Origin of the sequence: Paenibacillus pini JCM 16418, from assembly GCF_000576305.1 — a bacterium.
In the GTDB taxonomy this organism is placed as follows: domain Bacteria; phylum Bacillota; class Bacilli; order Paenibacillales; family Paenibacillaceae; genus Paenibacillus_AQ; species Paenibacillus_AQ pini.
This window is the reverse complement of the sequence record NZ_BAVZ01000003.1, coordinates 41012-59016: the sequence shown is the minus strand read 5'-3', so window position 1 is coordinate 59016 and position 18005 is coordinate 41012. Positions and strand designations below refer to the sequence as shown.

Sequence of the window (18005 nt, the reverse complement as noted above, 5' to 3'; positions counted from 1 at the left end):
GGTTAGGAACCGTATAATTCAGATATTCTTTTTTTGACATCTTCGTGATGGAATGTCTTTTCGTGCATCTCTAACTCTTGTTGTATGGTCTTGGAAAGCTGCTCGCGAAGCGGGGCGACAAGATGTTCCTTTAACGTCATTAATGAGTGTCTTGGCTTCTCGGTTAGCTGCCGGGCTAATTCCAAAGCATGCGGCAAAACCTGATTACGAGGAACAACCGGATAGGGTATTCCACGTTTTTCTAGTTCGGCCCCGCGGTAATTCCCCGCATTCATAAGTAATTCCTGAGCGAGTGCAAAGCCTAATTTCTGCGGAACAATATAAGTCGCTCCCATGCCGGGTGTAAATCCATATTTCATGAAGTTCGTGGTGTAGAGGCTCTCCCGGCTTAATATAACAAAATCCGCAAATAGTCCCATCACGAAGCCTCCTCCAATTCCGTGCCCCTGCATAGCGGCGATCACGGGAATGGGACAGTCCAAAGCCAGAGAGTACAAATTATCGTCCGTGAATTTTATCGAACCTTGTTGAATTCCGAGCAGCCCTTCCTGCGTTCCACCGGTTGAAAAATAACTGTCATACCCAGTTAGAATCACAGTTTTGTAACGGGGATGGGCGCGAATCAACTCAAAAGATTGATTTAACCCATGAATCAACTCCTTGGAAAATGCATTTCTATGCGTTCTATCCTGCATCTTCACTTGAACGATATCAGGCTCTATTTCAAGCATCTCAACTACAGAAACCATCATCGGGCCTCCTCTAGACGTCTTTCTTTCATCGTCTACTGCCTAATCATCCTCCCACGGAAATTTTCCCGTGTTGACGTAACGAATAATTCCCTCTTGATTGCGGGATAATGAGAACATCATCTTGTTCGCATTCAGGGCCTGTACCTTTGCAGTTTGCAGGCCATCGTCCAGACTTGCGACATAACTTTTATACGAGGTAATTCCCGCCTTGGATAACCGCCTAAGACGCAGTAGATGTTTACGCAGCAACCCATCGCTCTGTGCTTCGTATGCATCCACCAGCCCCCATGCTGCGGCCTGCGAGGCAGTTATCTGCTGAGTGGTTAACGTCAAATAATGGGCTCTCTGGAATCCGACTCGGCGTATGAGAAAAGGGAGCACACAAGCCGGATAAAGCCCGAACAGCATCTCAGACAAGCTGAACTGCGCCGTTTCATCCGCAATAACGATATCGCTGGCTGCGACAAATCCAACCCCTCCGGCATTCACTTTCCCACGAACATGAGCGACAGACACATAAGGCCCCAATGCCAGCTTCAGCCAAATTGTATATAGCGGTTCCGGGTCGTGAACATCGTTCGGATGACTGCTCCATTTCTCTTGCAACTCTTGAAAATCTGCTCCGAAACAGAACACTTCAGGCAACCCCTCTAATACGACGACGTTAGCCGTTTCTTCACAGATCGTCAAAATATGCAAACATTCTTGAACGAACCGGTCATTAATCGTATTATTGGCCTCAGGTCGATGAAACCTAATGAAACAAATCGGCCCCTGATAACGAACTTGCAGAGTTTGATAATCCATCAAATCCATACGTATTTACGATGAAACTCAGAAATTTCGTTCAGATACAATCTCCCGCCGAAAGCATTTGTGATCCCCGGAATCCACTCATGATCCAGCTTCAAGTTGCGGGTCCCAAACCGAACTGTCCGGTTTCCCTTGAATATAGCTTCGTACTCGTCCAGGGACAAGCGATAGCGTTCGTCCAATCCTCGCTGCAGCCCAAACCTCCTCTGATGTTCCAAACCTTGTGGCATAACCACGCCGCTGAAAAACTCGGAGCAACAGCCTGATCCGTAAGAGAAACACCCAATGCGCTTCGGAGAATCAACCCGAACGTTATCGATCGTACTAGCCAGTGACAGCAGTAACGTCGCCCCCATGATATTTCCTACTCGTTGACAGTAGATCATGCCTGGCTTTACGCGCTCGTTAAAATCGGCTTCAATGTCATCGTTCTTAGCTTTTGCTATCTTGCGCATCATTGTGCGATGAGCTCCCTTTACCATTCCCCCAAAAGGAGTATGAAAGGCTAGATAGTGGAACGTGCTTCTATAATCAGCTTCGGGAACCCGACGTTTGTATTCCAGATAAGTTTGCTCACAGCAGTCCAGATAGGACATCAAGCTCAGATCCGCATCCCCAGCTTCACTGTCCGGAACCGGCCGGCAGGTATCCATAACTTCATAGCCGTAATAGCCGTTAGCCCCTACGTCCGCTTGAAGTACAAGCGGATTCTCGCCAACCAATACGGCTACAGCGCCAGCCCCGGCGCTAGGTTCGGAATAGGACCAATCCTCGCTTAGAGCGTCACCCCCTTCTGCTGCCAAGAACCGCGAGATATCGCTGGCAATAACCAGCGCCTTCGCACCAGGGGAGGCTTGTGACAGAATAAAATTAAGGGCCATCTGATACCCAGCTGTTCCCGAATAGCAGGCTTGTTTGATCTCAAACAAACGACAGTTCCGAGAAAGACCCAGATAATGATGAATATAGGTACTTAGAGATTTTCCGAAGTCGATGCCCGATTCGGTGCAGGTGATTAGCAGCTCGATCCGGTTCTTTTCTACTTCGGTTAAGGAATCGACAATTGGTTTTGCCGCATTAACGCCGAATGTAACCGGATCTTCATATGGCAACGCCACGGCCTTCTCCTTCATCAACAAATTCTCGAATCGGGTCGTATCCAGACTGCGGTGTTTCACCAATTGCATGACATCCAAGTAAGCCGTACCGCCAAAAATATTAATCGCTTCTATTCCGGCAGAAACCATCTCGAACCTTCCTTCCTATACACATTCAAATGTTTTGCAAACAAATGGCTGTATTCATGCCGCCAAAACCAAAACTCAAACTTAAAGCATTGGTTATTCCGAAAGGGATGGATTGATCCCCAACCCAGTTCAGACCAGGATCCAAGGGATTCTCCAAATTTTTAGAAGGATGCAGGCGGGACTCCCGCATTTGCAACAAGGTTGTGACGATCTCAACCGCACCTGCCGCAGTGAGGCCGTGGCCAGTAATGGATTTAGTCGTATTCAACTTGACATGTGAAAGCCCGCAATCGCGAATCGCCCTGAGTTCCGTCTCATCTCCAATCGGGGAACCCGAACCATGGGGATTCAGATAATCAACCTCTGTTGCTGAAAGTCCGGCTTGCTGGAGTACGTTCTGAATGATATGAACTTCTCCAGCCAGAGAAGGATTTGGATTTCTATTGGCATCCATCTTCAGAGCACAACCCGTAACGGCAGCATAGGGCTTGACTTGGCGGCATTTAACCGTCGCTGCTCGCTCAATGACCAAAGCTGCGCACGATTCACCATAGATGAAACCGTCTCGATTTTGGTCAAACGGCCGGCAGGCAAGCTCGGGATGATCTGCATAACGATCGGTTCCCATTGCCCCGAGCGCTCTTAACGCCTGTAACTCAAGGTAAGAAAGATCCATCATAGCCCCCAAAGCAATACAAATATCCACCTGACCAGACAGCACCGCTTGTGTCGCTTGAATGACGGCTAACTGACCACTTGCCGAAGCTCCCCCCACCGTGTAAGCCAAACCTTGAATTCCGAATTGCTCCGTACACAGCCCGCAAAGATCGCTGTCCATAAATGACAAGCCATAAGAAGGGGGAACAAATTCAGCACGTTCGTGGTACGTTTCGAAGATTTGCGCCATCTCCCTCTGCTGAACATTGGACCCTCCAATAATGAGTCCAATGCGGCTAGGATCGGCTAAATCCAATTTGGCGTCCACCCAAGCCTCGTGCAAAGTAACCAGAGATACCTGACCAGATAAAGATGCCTTACGGAATAGCTTGCTTGAAATCGCATCAGATGCCGATATCGCAGAAATTTCAGAGCCAATAAACCGGCTTTCCTTTTGCCTTCCTGGACGCTGCAAGAAATGAAAGGCCGAGTGGCCCGACATCAGCGCCGACCAATACGCGTTTTTTCCTTGGCCGATGGACGCTGTCACGCCTACTCCTGACACCAGGATATCAGGCCGATTGAAGTTTCCCATGCAGCACCTCGACAAGTTCGCCCAAATTGCTGACCCCGGCCAATTCCACGCGAGGAATACGAAGTGACAGTTCTTCGAGCATCAAGTTTATGATTTCAGCACGATCTACCGAATCCGCCCCCAAGTCCGAGAGTGTGTCCTCAGATTGAAAAGAATACTCATCCATTTCAGGAAGAACTTCACGGATATTATGGATCAGCACTTCAACAATTTTTTCCTTGTTCATACATGCTTCCTCCTTTAATTACATTGTTTTTTTCCTTAGAGTGCGTATTCAAAAAGGCCGGTTTCAGCACCGAAGCTTATGCTTAAGTTTTTTAAACAGGAGTAAGGATTTTACCTTCAGCAGGGAGAAGTAGCGAGGCGAATTTACGATTGATGAGCTCTGCCGTAGAGGTCATCAGCCTCTCTCCAATCTCGTCCACATGCCGGTTTCTCCAGTTCTCCAACTCGGTTCCTTTCACCCATTGGTTGAAAGCGCCCAAAGCCGGGCCGCAATGGATCTGATAATCTACCGTAGATTCTGCACTGCCGCTTAAGGCCAGACGCGAACTATATCCAAAATACCACTTAAAGATCATAGCCATTTTGTGTTTGGGATTTTGCTCGGCCTTATCGATCTCATTCGGATAATGAACTTTCAATTCGTCATAGATCTGTTCAAAGCTGCGTTTAAAATATTTACTCTGAATCTGCTCTGAAGTAGACGAATCGATATCACCCAGCGAATTATACCGCCGATAAATTTCGTACAGTTTATTGGCACGGGCTGGGAAAAATACTCCTTTTCTCAACACCTGCACTTTGCTGCCCATCTCAAACATGTCTCCGGCAGGTGCGTAATCTGTATCCTGTACATTCATCTGTTGCAGCAAATCTTTCACCTTATCGCTGGTTCCCGCCTCTACTGTGCATTGATTGATAGAACCTGTGAGAATAAAGTCGGCCCCCAGCATAAACGCAGCCAATGCCGCCTCTGGTGTTCCGATTCCGCCGGCCGCCCCGATCCGCACTTTTTTCTCATAGCGGTACTTCGCCATCATATCGTCACGCAGCCGTAGCATGGCCGGCATCAACGTATAAGCAACACCGCTGTCCGTGTGGCCAGCCGAATCTGCCTCTACGCAGATGTCATCTGCCATCGGCAGCTCCCTGGCCAACTCGGCTTCTTGCCGAGTGATCAAATGTTCCTCAACAAGTGCTTGGAGAATAAGATCCGGGGCAGGGCTTAAGAAAGCTTCCGCCACCTCCGGTCGTGAAACTTTGGCAATGATTTTGTTCCTGGCTATCACTTCTCCACTTGCATCCCGAAACAAGCTTTTTGCACGAAAACGCACCAATGAAGAGGGCACATTCAAAAACGCTGCAGCCTCCAAATGCTGAACATTCATTTGGAGTAAAAGCTCGATCAGACTATTATCACGTTCTGGATTTTTCCAGTTATGTACCAGATTAACCCCGTAAGCCTGTCCAGGGGAAACTTGGCTTTGAATGTACAAGATGTTCTCTTCCACCTGCTGCATACTCATCCCGCCAGTTCCCAGGAAGCCCATCAAGCCAGACTTCGCCAGTTTCACGACCATTTCTTGTGAGGCGATTCCTCGGTACATGCCCCCCGCCAGATATGCATACTTCAGGTTATAATCTTTCTTAAATTCGGAACTCCCTAAAGATGGGGCGGTTACCGTCGGGTATACGAACTTTGCGTCCCCGGCCGTCTGAGAAGATGCAGTGGATACTGATTCAAGAGTAGTCTCCACTTCCTCATGAGAGTCGGCCTCTTGCATAATCTTATGAACCATTCCGGTTAGTACTCGGCCCGGTCCTATCTCTTCAAACTGCATTTCGCCTTGCTTGAAGAGATACCGTACACTATCCATCCATCGTACGGGGCTGCTGATCTGTTTTGCCAAAGTTGCCCTCAGCTTTTCGTTTTCATAGGGTCTTGCCTCAACGTTAGAAATGACTGGAATAGATAAAGGATGGAAATGAAAAGATGCCAAATACCGCTCAAATTCCTTTTGGACTTCGCTCATATAACGCGAATGAAAAGCGCCGCTGACCTTAAGGAGAGCGGCCATCTTAACGCCAGCAGCGGCTTCGAAGATAGATATGGCTTTTTCGATTTCTGCGCTTCTGCCAGAGATGACAATTTGGGATGGGGTGTTGTGATTGGCAACGTCGATGCCGTCAAGTCCGTTTGCCTCCAACATCTTTGCCACCTGCTCTTTCCGAAGACCTACGACAGCAGCCATACCTCCTCCTGTCACAAGCGCCATCAGCTCGCCTCTCTTTTTCACCAAGCGCAACCCTGTCTCAAAATCAAAAACTCCAGCGGCAAACAGTGCATTGTATTCACCAAGGCTGTGTCCGGCAACGAAGTCTGGCTTTTTGCCGGTTTCCCGAATTTGATTCAAATAGGTAAAAGCATTTACAACAAATAAGGCAGGTTGTGTAAATTGCGTTTGGTTTAATTGGGAATGGGGATCTTCGGTACATAACTGTTTGATCGAATAGCCCAGCACATCGTCTGCCATTGCGGTGAAATCCCTAAAGGTATCAAAGAGATTACTTCCCATTCCTTTAAACTGAGAACCTTGACCAGGAAATATATACGTTAGCATAAAGCGGATCACCTCCGACTCTTATGTTTTATGTATGGAATAAGTTTTGAATTGTATGTAAGTTTTTAAGTTCCTGATTAAACGGGGTGCAGATTGAAAAACAGCGCTGTCCGAACTTCTCCTTATCCTGTTGCTTGATAAAATTAGCGAGCGTCCCTGAGGGTCCCACATCTATATAATTGCATTCGTACAGATTCTCCAAATAGCGAATAGCCTCTTGAAAGCGAATGGGTCTGCTGACAACTTCCCAGAAAAACCGATCATTGACTTCCTGTGCCAAGCCTCCCTGCAGACTGGAGATAATTGGGATTACAGGTTTACGGTATGACTTATCTTGCGCGAAGCTGAGAAAATCCTCTTTCGCAGCTTCGATTTGTGAAGAGTGAAAAGCGTAAGAAACCGCCAGCCGTTGATGAAGGATCTGCTTTTCTTTAAGAAAATGGATAATCCGGTCCAACTGCTCGTCTCCGCCTGAAATTACAAAATGCGAACTGTAATTTATGGAAGCCAACTCACAATTTTCATATAACTGAGGAGTTTCGTAATAGAAATCGGGACGGTTCAAGATAGCGATCATACCGCCTTTGGCACATCGTTGTTCTATCACCAAGGCTTGACTGGCGACACACTCGGCTATATCTTCCACGGATAGAACGCCGCTGCCGCCGCACTAGAGAACTCACCCAAACTCGTCCCGAGAACGTAATCTGGTTTGATCCCTTGTTCCAGCAAAACCTGATACAGCGCATATTCAACCATAAAAATTGCGGAGTGGGTGTATAACAATCGATCGAATGGATCTTGTACCCCCTTCTGCGGATGATAGATTTCGTTCGCGACGGATATCCCCGTGTAGGGAGCCATTAAAGCATCCAACCTCAGCATCCATTTGTGGAATGTGGGATGATGCTTCCAAAGCTCCTTCCCCATGTGGTAGTATTGAGAACCTTGTCCAGAAAACAGGAAAACAATCGGTTTGCCCATACTTCACCTCATTCTATAAGTGCATGTTCAAAATGATCGTTTTTCTGCAGCGAGAAGCTTGGATGAAGCTAGGGACAGAGAAGCGGAGATACACGTTTCGTAGAAAACGGCTTCGAAAGCTTCTAGTTGGTTACGTGAGCACCTGAAATGGTTCCGTATAAAACATACTTCGTAAGCATCGCTTGGGCCCGGCTGAATTCAAGATTCGATGACGAAACGGCCTCCTGATTCACAACATGATCACAAGCGGGCTTTTTGAAAAACCACTATAAGCCTGCCATTTCCCGATCTATTCTTATTTTTACAAACATGCCAGTCAAGACGCGCCCTGGTCCGATTTCCTCAAAAACCGTTTCCCCTTGTTCAAATAAATAGTTAATACTATCCGACCATTTGACGGCTAAGCTGATTTGATCAGATAAACTCTGAGCGATCCGTTCATGTTGGTATGGTTTGGCATTGACGTTTGAGATTACTGGAATGGATAATGGCTGAAATGTATACGACTGGAGGAACAATTTAAATGCTTCCCCGACTTCCCGCATATAGCGGGAATGAAAAGCTCCGCTAACATTTAGGAGGACGAATTTTTGAACCGAGTCGTTGGTTTCGAATATCGGCTGGGCCTTCTCGATATCTTCTTTACGGCCGGTGATCACGATCTGAGTGTCCGTGTTATAATTGGCAACATCTACGGAGGACAGTTGGTTTCTCTCCAATACCTCCTCCACTTGCTCTGCTTTTAATCCGATAACGGCTGCCATTGCCCCCCCGCTTACAGCACTCATGAGTTCCCCTCTTTTTTGCACCAGCTCTAGCCCCATCTTGAAATCGAAGGCTCCGGCGGCAAAAAGAGCGTTATATTCACCTAGACTATGCCCTGCAACAAAATCCGGCTTCCTTCCCGTTTCTGTTATTTTACTCAAATAGGATAAAGCATTCACAACATACAAGGCTGGCTGAGTATACTGTGTCTTGCTTAAATAGGCATAAGGATCATCCAGACATAGCCTCTTAATCGAGTATCCCAGTACATCATCCGCTTGATCAGTCAGATCCGGAAATTCATCGAAAAGAGAACGTCCCATACCTTTGAGCTGAGAACCTTGTCCTGGAAATAAATAAGTGCTCATCTGTTATCAAATCACCACCTATATTATTTACTAATATGGTTTATTGAGAGATTATTTACATTTTTAACCACTATATGACAATCATAGCTTAGTGCTCTAATGACTGTCAATATTACCCTTTTTTACATATCAGAGATTCAATTAAAGAGAATCAGGACACTCCATGCCTAGCATTTTGTAAAAGCGGCACTCAGTTTAGTAGTGAAGATCGGTTCCCTTATAGTTCCATTTATGGTAAAATGGGCGAAGTATTAGTTAATAACACTTCTTTAAAAATTCGGAGAACACCGCCATGCTTGAGAGCACTAACCATTTTTCCACTAATTTAACAATAAAGTATCACAAGGAATTCCATCCCATCTCAATGCATGTTTGTAAGATTGCTTATAGCGAACTAGCCGACAAATTGGATGCTTATCTGCACCTGGATGAAATCGATTATTTGAAAACTTTGAAATACGAGCCAAGGATAAAAAGCTATCTTCTGGGGAGATATGCCGCCAAAAAAGCTATCGCTTCCCTATTGGACGATAACGATTTAACCAAAATTCATGTAAAAAATGGAGTGTTCAACCAACCGGTAATTCTTCACGATTCACCGAAACGCATTCAGGTCAGCCTAACGCACTGCAATGATATAGCCGCCGCCATCGCTTTTCCTGAAATAATGATCTTGGGCATCGATATTGAGAAAATCAATAGCAGTTTGACCAGAACGGTTGAAGCCGAGTTAACATCTTCCGAAAAGATAATCGCCACTCGTCTCTCTTGTTCCTACGAAAGCTTCAGCACCATCATTTGGACTTTAAAAGAATCCCTTTCTAAAGCAATCAAAACGGGTTTAGCAGTTCCTTTACAACTTTTGGAGGTTAAAGATATAGAGGATAAGGACGGGTGTTGGGTCAGCTCGTTTACGAATTTCTCCCAATATTCCGCCATTTCGTTTGTAGTGGAGGGTTACGCATATTCCCTAACATACCCGAAATATGTGGAGATTGAAATGAACATCAACCTAATCAAACAAGGGATTGGCAAGATCATGCTTATTATATAGGATTGGATGGGGTTTCATGACTAGTGGTTATAAGGTGCACGTCGTTAGAACCATATCTCAGTGGGGCAACTATTGCTATATTGTTGAGGATCTATTCAGCAAAAGCGCTTTTATAGTTGATCCTGCTTGGGAGCTGGATCAAATTTGCAATAAACTCGCGGAATTGCAGGTAACTTTGACAGCTATTTTGTTAACGCATTCTCACTACGATCATGTTAATCTCGTTTATCCATTAGTCGAAAGATTTAACGCCACGGTGTACATGGCTGCTAAAGAGCGGGATTATTATCACTTTAGCTGCCCTCGTCTCATTGGATTAAACGATAATGATACGATTCAGATTGGTAACACGAAAATAACCTGCCTGCTAACCCCCGGACATACGGCAGGAGGAATGTGTTATCTGTTGGAAGAGAGCCTGTTTAGCGGAGATACCGTTTTTATGGAAGGCTGCGGAATATGCAATCAGGAAGGCGGCTCAGCTGACGACATGTTCATCAGCTTCCAGAGAATGAAATCTGTGATACCGCCTCATGTACGAGTTTACCCAGGTCATTCCTTTGGGAAAGCCCCCGGCCAAACCATGGAGTACCTCTTAAACACAAATATCTATTTTTTGATCGATAGTAGAGACCATTTTGTCAATTTCAGAATGAGAAAAAACCAAGCCTTCAGCCCTACAATTTTTTAAAATTCTAATTAGCAACACGGTGTTTCCAGACTCAGCTCGTTCACGTAAAAATGTTCGAATAAAGCAAATTCCTACTGGATCAAGTCAGTTACGGGTTCATCTAAATCTATATTTTTGGATCACCAAGTAGTGCCGCTGCCATTCCAAGTCTTCTCCCCATCCCTCGAGAAGCTTAGGTTGGTGCTCCTGAACTTCATTCAGCTTCAATAATTGTAGAACTAGCGTACTTATTTAACTTTCAATATAACTTTTCCCTTGGCCCTACCTGTCTCTGAATAATTCAAGGCCTCTTGAGCCTCCTCAAAAGAATAGATTCGATCAATAATTGGCTTAATTTTTCCTGATTCAATGAGTTCCGTGATGATTGCTAGCTGTTCACCGCTGGCTTTCATAAACAGAAAATGGTACTTCGCATGGTATTGTTTCTCTAATTTCGTTATGTTACGCGTTGCCAATCGAAATAAATTGGTTTTAATAAATCCAGATCCATAGGCTTGTCCAAATCGAGCGTTTGGCAAACCTGAGATCGTAACCACTTGTCCCCCAGGTTTAACGATTTTAAATGCTTTTTCAAGCGTCTTCCCTCCAATTGTATCGTATACCCCATCATAGCCCTGCAGTATCTCATCAAACTGTTCGTGCTTATAATCAATGATCTGATCAGCTCCAAGTGATTTGACAAGGTCATTCCCCGCTTGGCTTGTTGTCGTGGCAACGTATACTCCCATAGCTTTGGCCAGTTGTATTGCAAACGTTCCTATGCCACCGGCCCCCGCCTGAATTAACACTTTCTGACCGCGAGTTAATTGTAAAATATCATGTAAAGCTTGGTAGGAGGTCAATCCTACTAAAGGAATCGAGGCAGCTTCCTCGAAGGATATATTAGTTGGTTTAAATGCGACGTCATCTTCATCGATAGCCAAATATTCCGCAAACGTGCCAATCCTGTGCTTACTCGCCCGACCATATACTTCATCCCCGACCTTAAATTTCTTGACCCCTTTGCCGACTTGTGTCACGATCCCAGAGAAATCATTGCCCATGATGAGTGGCATATCGTATTTAAGGAGCATACGCAATTTGCCATCTCTAATTTTAAAATCAACAGGATTAATGCTTGCAGCCACAATTTCGACTAAAATATCCTTCTCTAAAACCGAAGGCATTGGCATCTCCGCCAGTTCAAGTGGACCACGTCCATATTTTCGAATGATCATAGCTTTCATGTACATACTCCTCATCGTTAATTTATTTCAAAATGCCCCGAACCACATTCATCTTATTGTCATTGTAAGGCGTTAGTCTCTTGTTTCCTCACCTTTCCTTCTTCCCAAGCTTCTGTCATATATTCTTCAATATGTTCAGTCAAACTTTTCAACAACCGAATTGTGCTTTTTGTTGGATCTAAAAAGTAATAATTCATTGTCCCTTGACGATTAACATTTACGACTTTCGCATTTTTGAGGATCTTAATATGATGAGACACCGCGGGTCGGGAAAGATGTGTTTTCTCCGTAATTTCTCCGACACGCATTCCTCGACAACCAGCGCTGATTAACGTAATAATGATGGATTGTCGTGTAGTATCTCCAATGGCCATTAATACTTCTTGACATTCTTCGAATTGCTCGGCTAATCGTTCAAGATTTACAGTGGTTTGCATAGACTTATCTCCTTGGTTTAAACGTTTAATCCTTTAAGTGGACAAATCATAACACATTTATATTTTTCAAAAGTGCATTGAGAAAGTAAATCGAGACGAATAAAAGAGGGTTCAGCTCTGTTATGAATATACAATCCCGTTCCCAAGACACTTTTGCAGTACTATATTTTGTTGTTTTACGAGCGAAAAAGGAATTGTGGCTTGTGTAGCATGGTTTCATAATGGATATAGAAAGCATTACCGAATCTCAGCGCAAAAATAACTAAACTACTCAGCATTAAATCTCTTTGCTGCAAGATCTTATGTTTGTTCTTCTGTTTTGTTGTCATTACTGTCGACATTGTGTACCCACCTTATCTCATCATAAGAGGATTAAACGACGTCGTATCCATGGGTTTTCAATCGCCTCTTTAATAGTCTTGATGGTGACAACATTCTCCTCGTACGATATATCCACCGTGTAGACTGAAAGATTCACTTTACCGACTGCGGACAGCTCATACCTTCAATTTGTAATGGTTTTGTTAAGTTATGGTCATTCGCTTCTTAATGGATTTAATTTGGTGATAGTTTCTTACATTCCGTCCTCGACAGCTGCTTCGTTCAGCAGAGTCTTTCGCTGTATTCCCGGACCTGATCTTCAATTCTCCAATTCGAATATCCCCTACTGCATATTAAGTTAATTTTACATTACCCCCGTACCCTATATAAACAATAATATAAAAAGCAGCATTTCTGCTGCTTGAAATCGGCCCGTTCTTTGTTTACTTTCTCAATCATGCCTTTAATTTCCCTCACAAGTACGGTATAGCTTTCCGCCATGCGTTGCACGGTTTCCCCTTGAAACACATCCGTTGCATATTCCAATTGAAGCTCTCGATTTCAGCTTCCAGCTCCACTGCTTCCAAAGTCAGATCGAACTTGCTTGTCCAAGTCTCAAACTGGATTTCGCCAAATGCGAGTTGATCTGCTTCCATCCGCTCTGTCCATATTTTGCAAGACAAACATAGCCTCAAACAAAGAATTATGGCTTCTATCGCTATGTTTATGCCGAGAATACATCGCCATCGGGCCTGTACTCCCTTGTGATGTATTCTTAATTGTCCGAACTCAACAGGGAGTTAATGCTTCGCTTCAAAATTGTGAGGGCAGTATGAAAATTGAGCGTTCGCTCGTATTTGTCTCTATCAAAATTTTCCCCACCCGAATATTGGCTTCAAAGACTTGCGAAGGTAATATGCCAATACAGTCGTAGTGTCCATGAGTTGCGCTTATTCTGAATGTATTGATCATTGATAATATAGGTTCGAGTCGAAGTAGGGCTCTTTAAACCAAACTTTTCCCACATTGCCGGATCATTTGAACCTTCAAGCCTTACAAGCATATTTGCCGACTCACGATTTATTTTTGCCGATATTTGCTCGTATGCATGAGTAATTTGCGTATGAAATTCGTCGATCGGATTGCGACTAGCAAGACTCTCCAAATGAATGCCTTCACGAAGATAAGAAACATATGCAAGATGGTCAGCCCAGAACTCGTCGATATAAAAAAGCCGCACCCGCTGCTCCGAAGCTCATCGGCTTCTCGCCTTTCAAAATTCTGAGCCGCTCCTCATATAGAATTCGCCTTTGATCCTCCACCATATCCGAATAACAGTTCAATTCCTGGCGGATATCGAAGTTTTGGCCCATAATAACTCGCTGAATTTGCGCGATTTTGCTGCGGAGTACTGAATCTTCGAGAGCCTCATCCTGTCTAAGATTGTGGATCGCTTTATTGATGCCGAACCGAAGCATCAACTCGTCCTCCAAGCTTACGAAAAATACAGAAGATCCCGGGTCGCCTTGGCGACCAGAACGCCCGCGCAGCTGGTCGTCGATCCGCATGCTTTCATTCACATGCGTACCAATTACGTATAAACCGCCCAGCTTGGCGACGACTTCTGCTTGCTTAGGATTGCCGCCACCGAGCCGAATGTCGACGCCTCGTCCCGCCATATTCGTAGACACTGTCACGGCGCTGATTTCTCCCGCTTTCGCGATGATCTCGGCTTCTTTTGCGTCGTTTTTCGCATTTAGAACATGGCAAGGTACATTGACAACCGCTAGCGCCTCCGCCAGCATGTTAGACTCTTTGACGCTTGACGTACCAATGAGAATCGGACGTCCGCTCGTATGGACGGATGAGATTTCTTCTACAAGTGCCTTGAGCTTGGCTTCTTTATGGGTATAAATCCTGTGCGGATGGTCAATCCGTATGTTTGGGCGGTGCGGTGGAATTTGCACGACCTGCAGCACATAAATTTCTTCGAAATCCATTGCAGAAGTTTGAGCGGTAGCCGTCATTCCGCAAATCTTTGGATATAGGCTAATGAAATGTTGAAGGGTGATCGTACCAAGAATTCTCCCGCCAGCTAAGAGCTGAAGCCCTTCTTTGGCTGCAAGCGCAGCTTGCAGCCCGTCCGGCAAATTCCTGTTCTCCGCTACACGGCCTGTATATTCATCGATCAGCTCGATATTACCGTCCCGAACGATATAATCGACGTCTTTTTTCAATAACAATTCAGCATGCAGCGCGCAATTTAACGACATGAGTAAATGACTATTATGGTTTTCGTACAAATTGCCGCATCCCAGCAGCGATTCGGCTTTAGCAGAGCCCGCTTCATTCAAGTAAACGTTCCGCTGGAACTCGTCGAAGTCGTAATGCTCTACTTGCTGTAGCTGCCGAGCTACGTCTGCGAAACAAATGCCGTCATTTCCGTTATTGCCGTCGTTGCCGAAAGAGGCTGATTCACTAGCGATGACTAGCGGCACCCGCGCTTCGTCGAGAAGAAGTGAATCCGCTTCGTCAACGATGACGAAGTGGAAAGGACGATGTACAGTATCGGCTTCATCTAGAGCGATCGTGTCGCGCAAATAATCGAATCCCGCTTCTTTAACCGTAACATAGGTTATATCCTTGGCGTACGCTTCCTGTTTCTCGAACAGGCTCATGCCCGTTTGAACCGAGTTTACCGTTAACCCGAGGAAACGATAGATTGGGCCCATCCACTCCGCATCTCGATTTGCCAAATAATCGTTAAAAGTCAACACATGAACGCCTTTGCCGGTCAGCGCATTTAGATAAGCAGGCATAACAGCAGAGAGCGTTTTTCCTTCACCAGTATGCTGCTCGATCAAAAATCTCTCATGCAGAGCGATGGCAGCCATGATCTGGACATCGTAAGGCTGTAATCCGAGCTTTCTCTTCGCTGCCTCACAGACTAACGCATAAGCATCGACAAGCAACTCATCCAAAGGCGTGCCCGATTTTGCTTCTTTTTGCAACCGGAGGGATTCCGCTTGAAGCTGCCCATCGTCCCATGCTTCCAAATTCCGTTTCCTGATAAGTTCCGCTTTTTCCTGATAGACTTTCAGCTTATTCTGAGTATCGCGGTCTTTTAATTTTTGCATCAACTTGACGGCTATATTCATTGGATCTAATCCCTCCTCGGTATAAATAAGCTGTACTATCTTACTCGTCCTTTTAACGCCGTTGATGCAAAATAACAGACACAATCGTTAATACACCCGTCATAACAAAATAATACGGAATAACAGAACCACGGCATCTTTTCCTGTATGTAATTACAATCTATAGCTTTTTTCGTCCATGTAATAATCTCTCTTACTATGTTTAAATTAACGGTATAATAATTTTCCTCTATAAGGATATTTATAACAATTATAATATAAGGATACTTTTTTGTCAGTTTCTATTAAATAATAACAAGTTTAGGGCCATCCCGAAAAGATGGCCCTTTTGTTTGATCTCGCTTAGTTTAACTATCGTTCGCCGTTAGTTTAGTCAAAGGATGCTACGAAAAAATTAAAGATTTCGTTTCTCATACTCAAAAGGTTCTTCACACGAATATATTTCATGGAAAAATCCAAAATAGAGGATATCTTCTTCGATGCATTTTATACGATACGACAGCTCCTCATCACACTCCGGCTCTTCGCCGTTGTTTCGCATTACCTCAAACGCATCTATAATATTCTCCAATAAGTTTGCTTGAATAAACAAGGGCAATGTGTTCAACATCGTATGATCGAGCCTGGTTTCAGATCTGTATCCCGCGAGGACTGTTTCAAAATAATCCTCCATAAACTGTTTGCGTTTACCGACGTCTGGTTCAGACTGTATCCAGTCCATTCCGTTTCCCCAGAACTTTCCCGCAATTATAATAGTATTCAGAAATAGGAACTCCAGCCCGATACCGATAATGATTTTCCACAAGCAGTTTTCCTCTAGCCTTATCAAACAGGCAGACAAAAAAGTAAATTATTGTGATTTATCTCTTCGAGCAGATTCCCCTTTTGGGAACTGACTACATTCGAGACACTACCGCCATGCTCGAATAAATACCTGACATACTCAAGCTCACCTAGAAAATCTTCCCGGCTTCTGTCATTTAAGAAGGCGATTCTGAGTATTTTTGCATCGGCACCCTCTTTCTCACAGCTGTAAACGACATTACGCCCTCCGTCATGTGCCGGAATCTGCTTAATTTTATAGCCTTCTAATCCATACAATTCGGATACTAATGGAAGTAAATATGCATTACTGATTTGAACAACCTCGTTATGATTTATAATATCTCCTCCAGTCAAAATTTTTGAAACGACTTTCATACTGAAATTACTATAGAAGAAACCGAAAAATGAAAAATCATCTTGCACTTAATTGATAACCACCTTGTTTAACATTGATATCTCACTGCTGTAAGCAAATTTTACCTAAAAATGCCATTCGATTCTAGGGAAACTTTTAATATAATAACATTCAAGGTTGGTCTACCCCCCGAAAGAGGTGATAAATTGAAAAAAGGTAACCGATGACAAGTCGGCTACCTTCAAATATCATTATTGAATTATCGTTCATAGTTAGTGTAATAATGACGCACATTCTTTCTTTTTGTTCAAATGGTTTTATGCTACCGTGGTGATGATGGGCTCATTCTTTGTAATAATTATAGTATGTTCATGTTGTGCCACAAAGCTATTGTCGGGTACACATAAAGTCCATCCATCCCTTTGTTCAACGGCATAACCTGCACCTGTAGATAAAAAGGGCTCGATTGTAATTACCATGCCCTCTTTCAATACTCGTTTATCGTGCTTGTTATATACAGGTAGAATCTCAGTTGGAGCCTCGTGTAGAGATTTTCCAATACCGTGGCTACACAGATTCTTTATTATATTATAGCCGCCTTTTTTAGCCTCTATTTCAATAATCCTTCCGATTTCGTTCAATTTTACTCCATGCTTAAGTGAAGAGATTACTTTCATCATTGTATTATGTGTGTATTGACACAGATGCATTATTGATGACTCGTATGGAGGTATCGGAAAAGAATGTCCCGCATCCGCATAATAGCCCCCTAGTTCTGCAGATACATCGATGTTTATTAAATCGCCCGGTTGAATGACTCGATTTCCCGGTATTCCGTGAGCAACTTCGTGGTTAACACTAATACATGTGTTGCCAGGGAAATTGTAAACTTTCTTAGGTGCCGGCACAGCCCCATGGCTTTTTAACAACTGCCCACCAATATCATCCAGTTCCTTTGTCGTAATTCCTACACGTGTGTGACGTTTCATTTCACTAATCGTCAATGCAACAATTCTTCCAATTTCCTTCAGACCATCAATATCGTTTTGTGATCCGGTTGTCATGATAACCCCTCCATTTTCTATATGTAACACACAAATTTAAATTTAGTTTAACACAAATAGAATATTCAA

The 18005-nt window shown here is 44.2% G+C and carries 16 protein-coding genes and 2 pseudogenes; 2 read left to right on the top strand and 16 right to left on the bottom strand.

What is annotated here, in order from left to right; translation table 11 throughout:
• Positions 1-2: 2 nt before the first annotated feature.
• The 8 genes and pseudogenes from JCM16418_RS05915 to fabD (JCM16418_RS05880) form a co-directional block, all read right to left on the bottom strand.
• Positions 3-752, bottom strand: coding sequence for a polyketide synthase (locus JCM16418_RS05915; RefSeq protein WP_036646966.1), 750 nt, complete (start codon positions 750-752; stop codon positions 3-5).
• A gap of 39 nt (positions 753-791) precedes the next feature.
• Complete coding sequence (locus JCM16418_RS05910) at positions 792-1559, bottom strand: enoyl-CoA hydratase/isomerase (RefSeq protein ID WP_036647161.1); 768 nt, start codon at positions 1557-1559, stop codon at positions 792-794.
• A complete protein-coding gene (locus tag JCM16418_RS05905; protein WP_036646965.1) occupies positions 1559-2812 on the bottom strand; it encodes a hydroxymethylglutaryl-CoA synthase family protein in 1254 nt (417 codons plus the stop codon). Before JCM16418_RS05905 ends, JCM16418_RS05910 begins: the two co-directional genes overlap by 1 nt.
• Positions 2813-2837: 25 nt before the next feature.
• Positions 2838-4064: a beta-ketoacyl synthase N-terminal-like domain-containing protein gene (locus tag JCM16418_RS05900; protein WP_036646964.1), complete on the bottom strand. Its 1227-nt coding sequence runs from the start codon at positions 4062-4064 to the stop codon at positions 2838-2840.
• Positions 4042-4290, bottom strand: coding sequence for an acyl carrier protein (locus JCM16418_RS05895; RefSeq protein ID WP_036646963.1), 249 nt, complete (start codon positions 4288-4290; stop codon positions 4042-4044). Before JCM16418_RS05895 ends, JCM16418_RS05900 begins: the two co-directional genes overlap by 23 nt.
• Positions 4291-4381: 91 nt before the next feature.
• Entirely contained in the window at positions 4382-6688 is a 2307-nt protein-coding gene (gene fabD, locus JCM16418_RS05890; protein ID WP_036646962.1) for an ACP S-malonyltransferase, read from the bottom strand.
• Positions 6689-6716: 28 nt separating this feature from the next.
• A pseudogene (locus JCM16418_RS26800) lies at positions 6717-7618 on the bottom strand (acyltransferase domain-containing protein).
• A gap of 320 nt (positions 7619-7938) precedes the next feature.
• Positions 7939-8805, bottom strand: a complete 867-nt coding sequence (gene fabD / locus JCM16418_RS05880; RefSeq protein WP_036646961.1) for an ACP S-malonyltransferase — start codon at positions 8803-8805, stop codon at positions 7939-7941.
• Positions 8806-9097: 292 nt separating this feature from the next.
• Here fabD (JCM16418_RS05880) and JCM16418_RS05875 point away from each other — a divergent pair, with 292 nt between their 5' ends.
• Positions 9098-9859 (top strand): 4'-phosphopantetheinyl transferase family protein, encoded by a 762-nt coding sequence (locus tag JCM16418_RS05875; RefSeq protein ID WP_052020073.1) that lies wholly within the window; start codon positions 9098-9100, stop codon positions 9857-9859.
• Positions 9860-9875: 16 nt separating this feature from the next.
• Positions 9876-10550, top strand: coding sequence for an MBL fold metallo-hydrolase (locus JCM16418_RS05870; RefSeq protein ID WP_036646960.1), 675 nt, complete (start codon positions 9876-9878; stop codon positions 10548-10550).
• 227 nt (positions 10551-10777) lie between these two features.
• Here the strand turns inward: JCM16418_RS05870 and JCM16418_RS05865 are convergent, their stop codons facing one another.
• The 8 genes and pseudogenes from JCM16418_RS05865 to map all read right to left on the bottom strand — a co-directional run bounded on the left by JCM16418_RS05865 (position 10778) and on the right by map (position 17936).
• The gene (locus JCM16418_RS05865) at positions 10778-11776 is read right to left on the bottom strand and encodes an NADP-dependent oxidoreductase (protein WP_036646959.1); all 999 of its coding nucleotides are present in this window, start codon (positions 11774-11776) and stop codon (positions 10778-10780) included.
• Between the two features lie 59 nt (positions 11777-11835).
• Positions 11836-12213 carry an ArsR/SmtB family transcription factor gene (locus JCM16418_RS05860; protein WP_036646958.1) on the bottom strand — a complete coding sequence of 126 codons (378 nt, stop codon included), beginning with the start codon at positions 12211-12213 and terminating at the stop codon, positions 11836-11838.
• Positions 12214-12389: 176 nt separating this feature from the next.
• The gene (locus JCM16418_RS24880) at positions 12390-12554 is read right to left on the bottom strand and encodes a hypothetical protein (protein WP_156327209.1); all 165 of its coding nucleotides are present in this window, start codon (positions 12552-12554) and stop codon (positions 12390-12392) included.
• Positions 12555-13007: 453 nt separating this feature from the next.
• Complete coding sequence (locus JCM16418_RS05855) at positions 13008-13217, bottom strand: hypothetical protein (protein WP_036646957.1); 210 nt, start codon at positions 13215-13217, stop codon at positions 13008-13010.
• A 183-nt stretch (positions 13218-13400) separates the two neighbouring features.
• A pseudogene (locus tag JCM16418_RS05850) lies at positions 13401-15692 on the bottom strand (preprotein translocase subunit SecA).
• Positions 15693-16086: 394 nt separating this feature from the next.
• Positions 16087-16497 (bottom strand): hypothetical protein, encoded by a 411-nt coding sequence (locus JCM16418_RS25640; protein ID WP_242403728.1) that lies wholly within the window; start codon positions 16495-16497, stop codon positions 16087-16089.
• 20 nt (positions 16498-16517) lie between these two features.
• Positions 16518-16940 carry an aminoglycoside phosphotransferase/kinase family protein gene (locus JCM16418_RS25635; protein ID WP_242403727.1) on the bottom strand — a complete coding sequence of 141 codons (423 nt, stop codon included), beginning with the start codon at positions 16938-16940 and terminating at the stop codon, positions 16518-16520.
• Between the two features lie 249 nt (positions 16941-17189).
• Positions 17190-17936, bottom strand: a complete 747-nt coding sequence (gene map / locus JCM16418_RS05840; protein ID WP_036646956.1) for a type I methionyl aminopeptidase — start codon at positions 17934-17936, stop codon at positions 17190-17192.
• Positions 17937-18005: the final 69 nt, after the last annotated feature.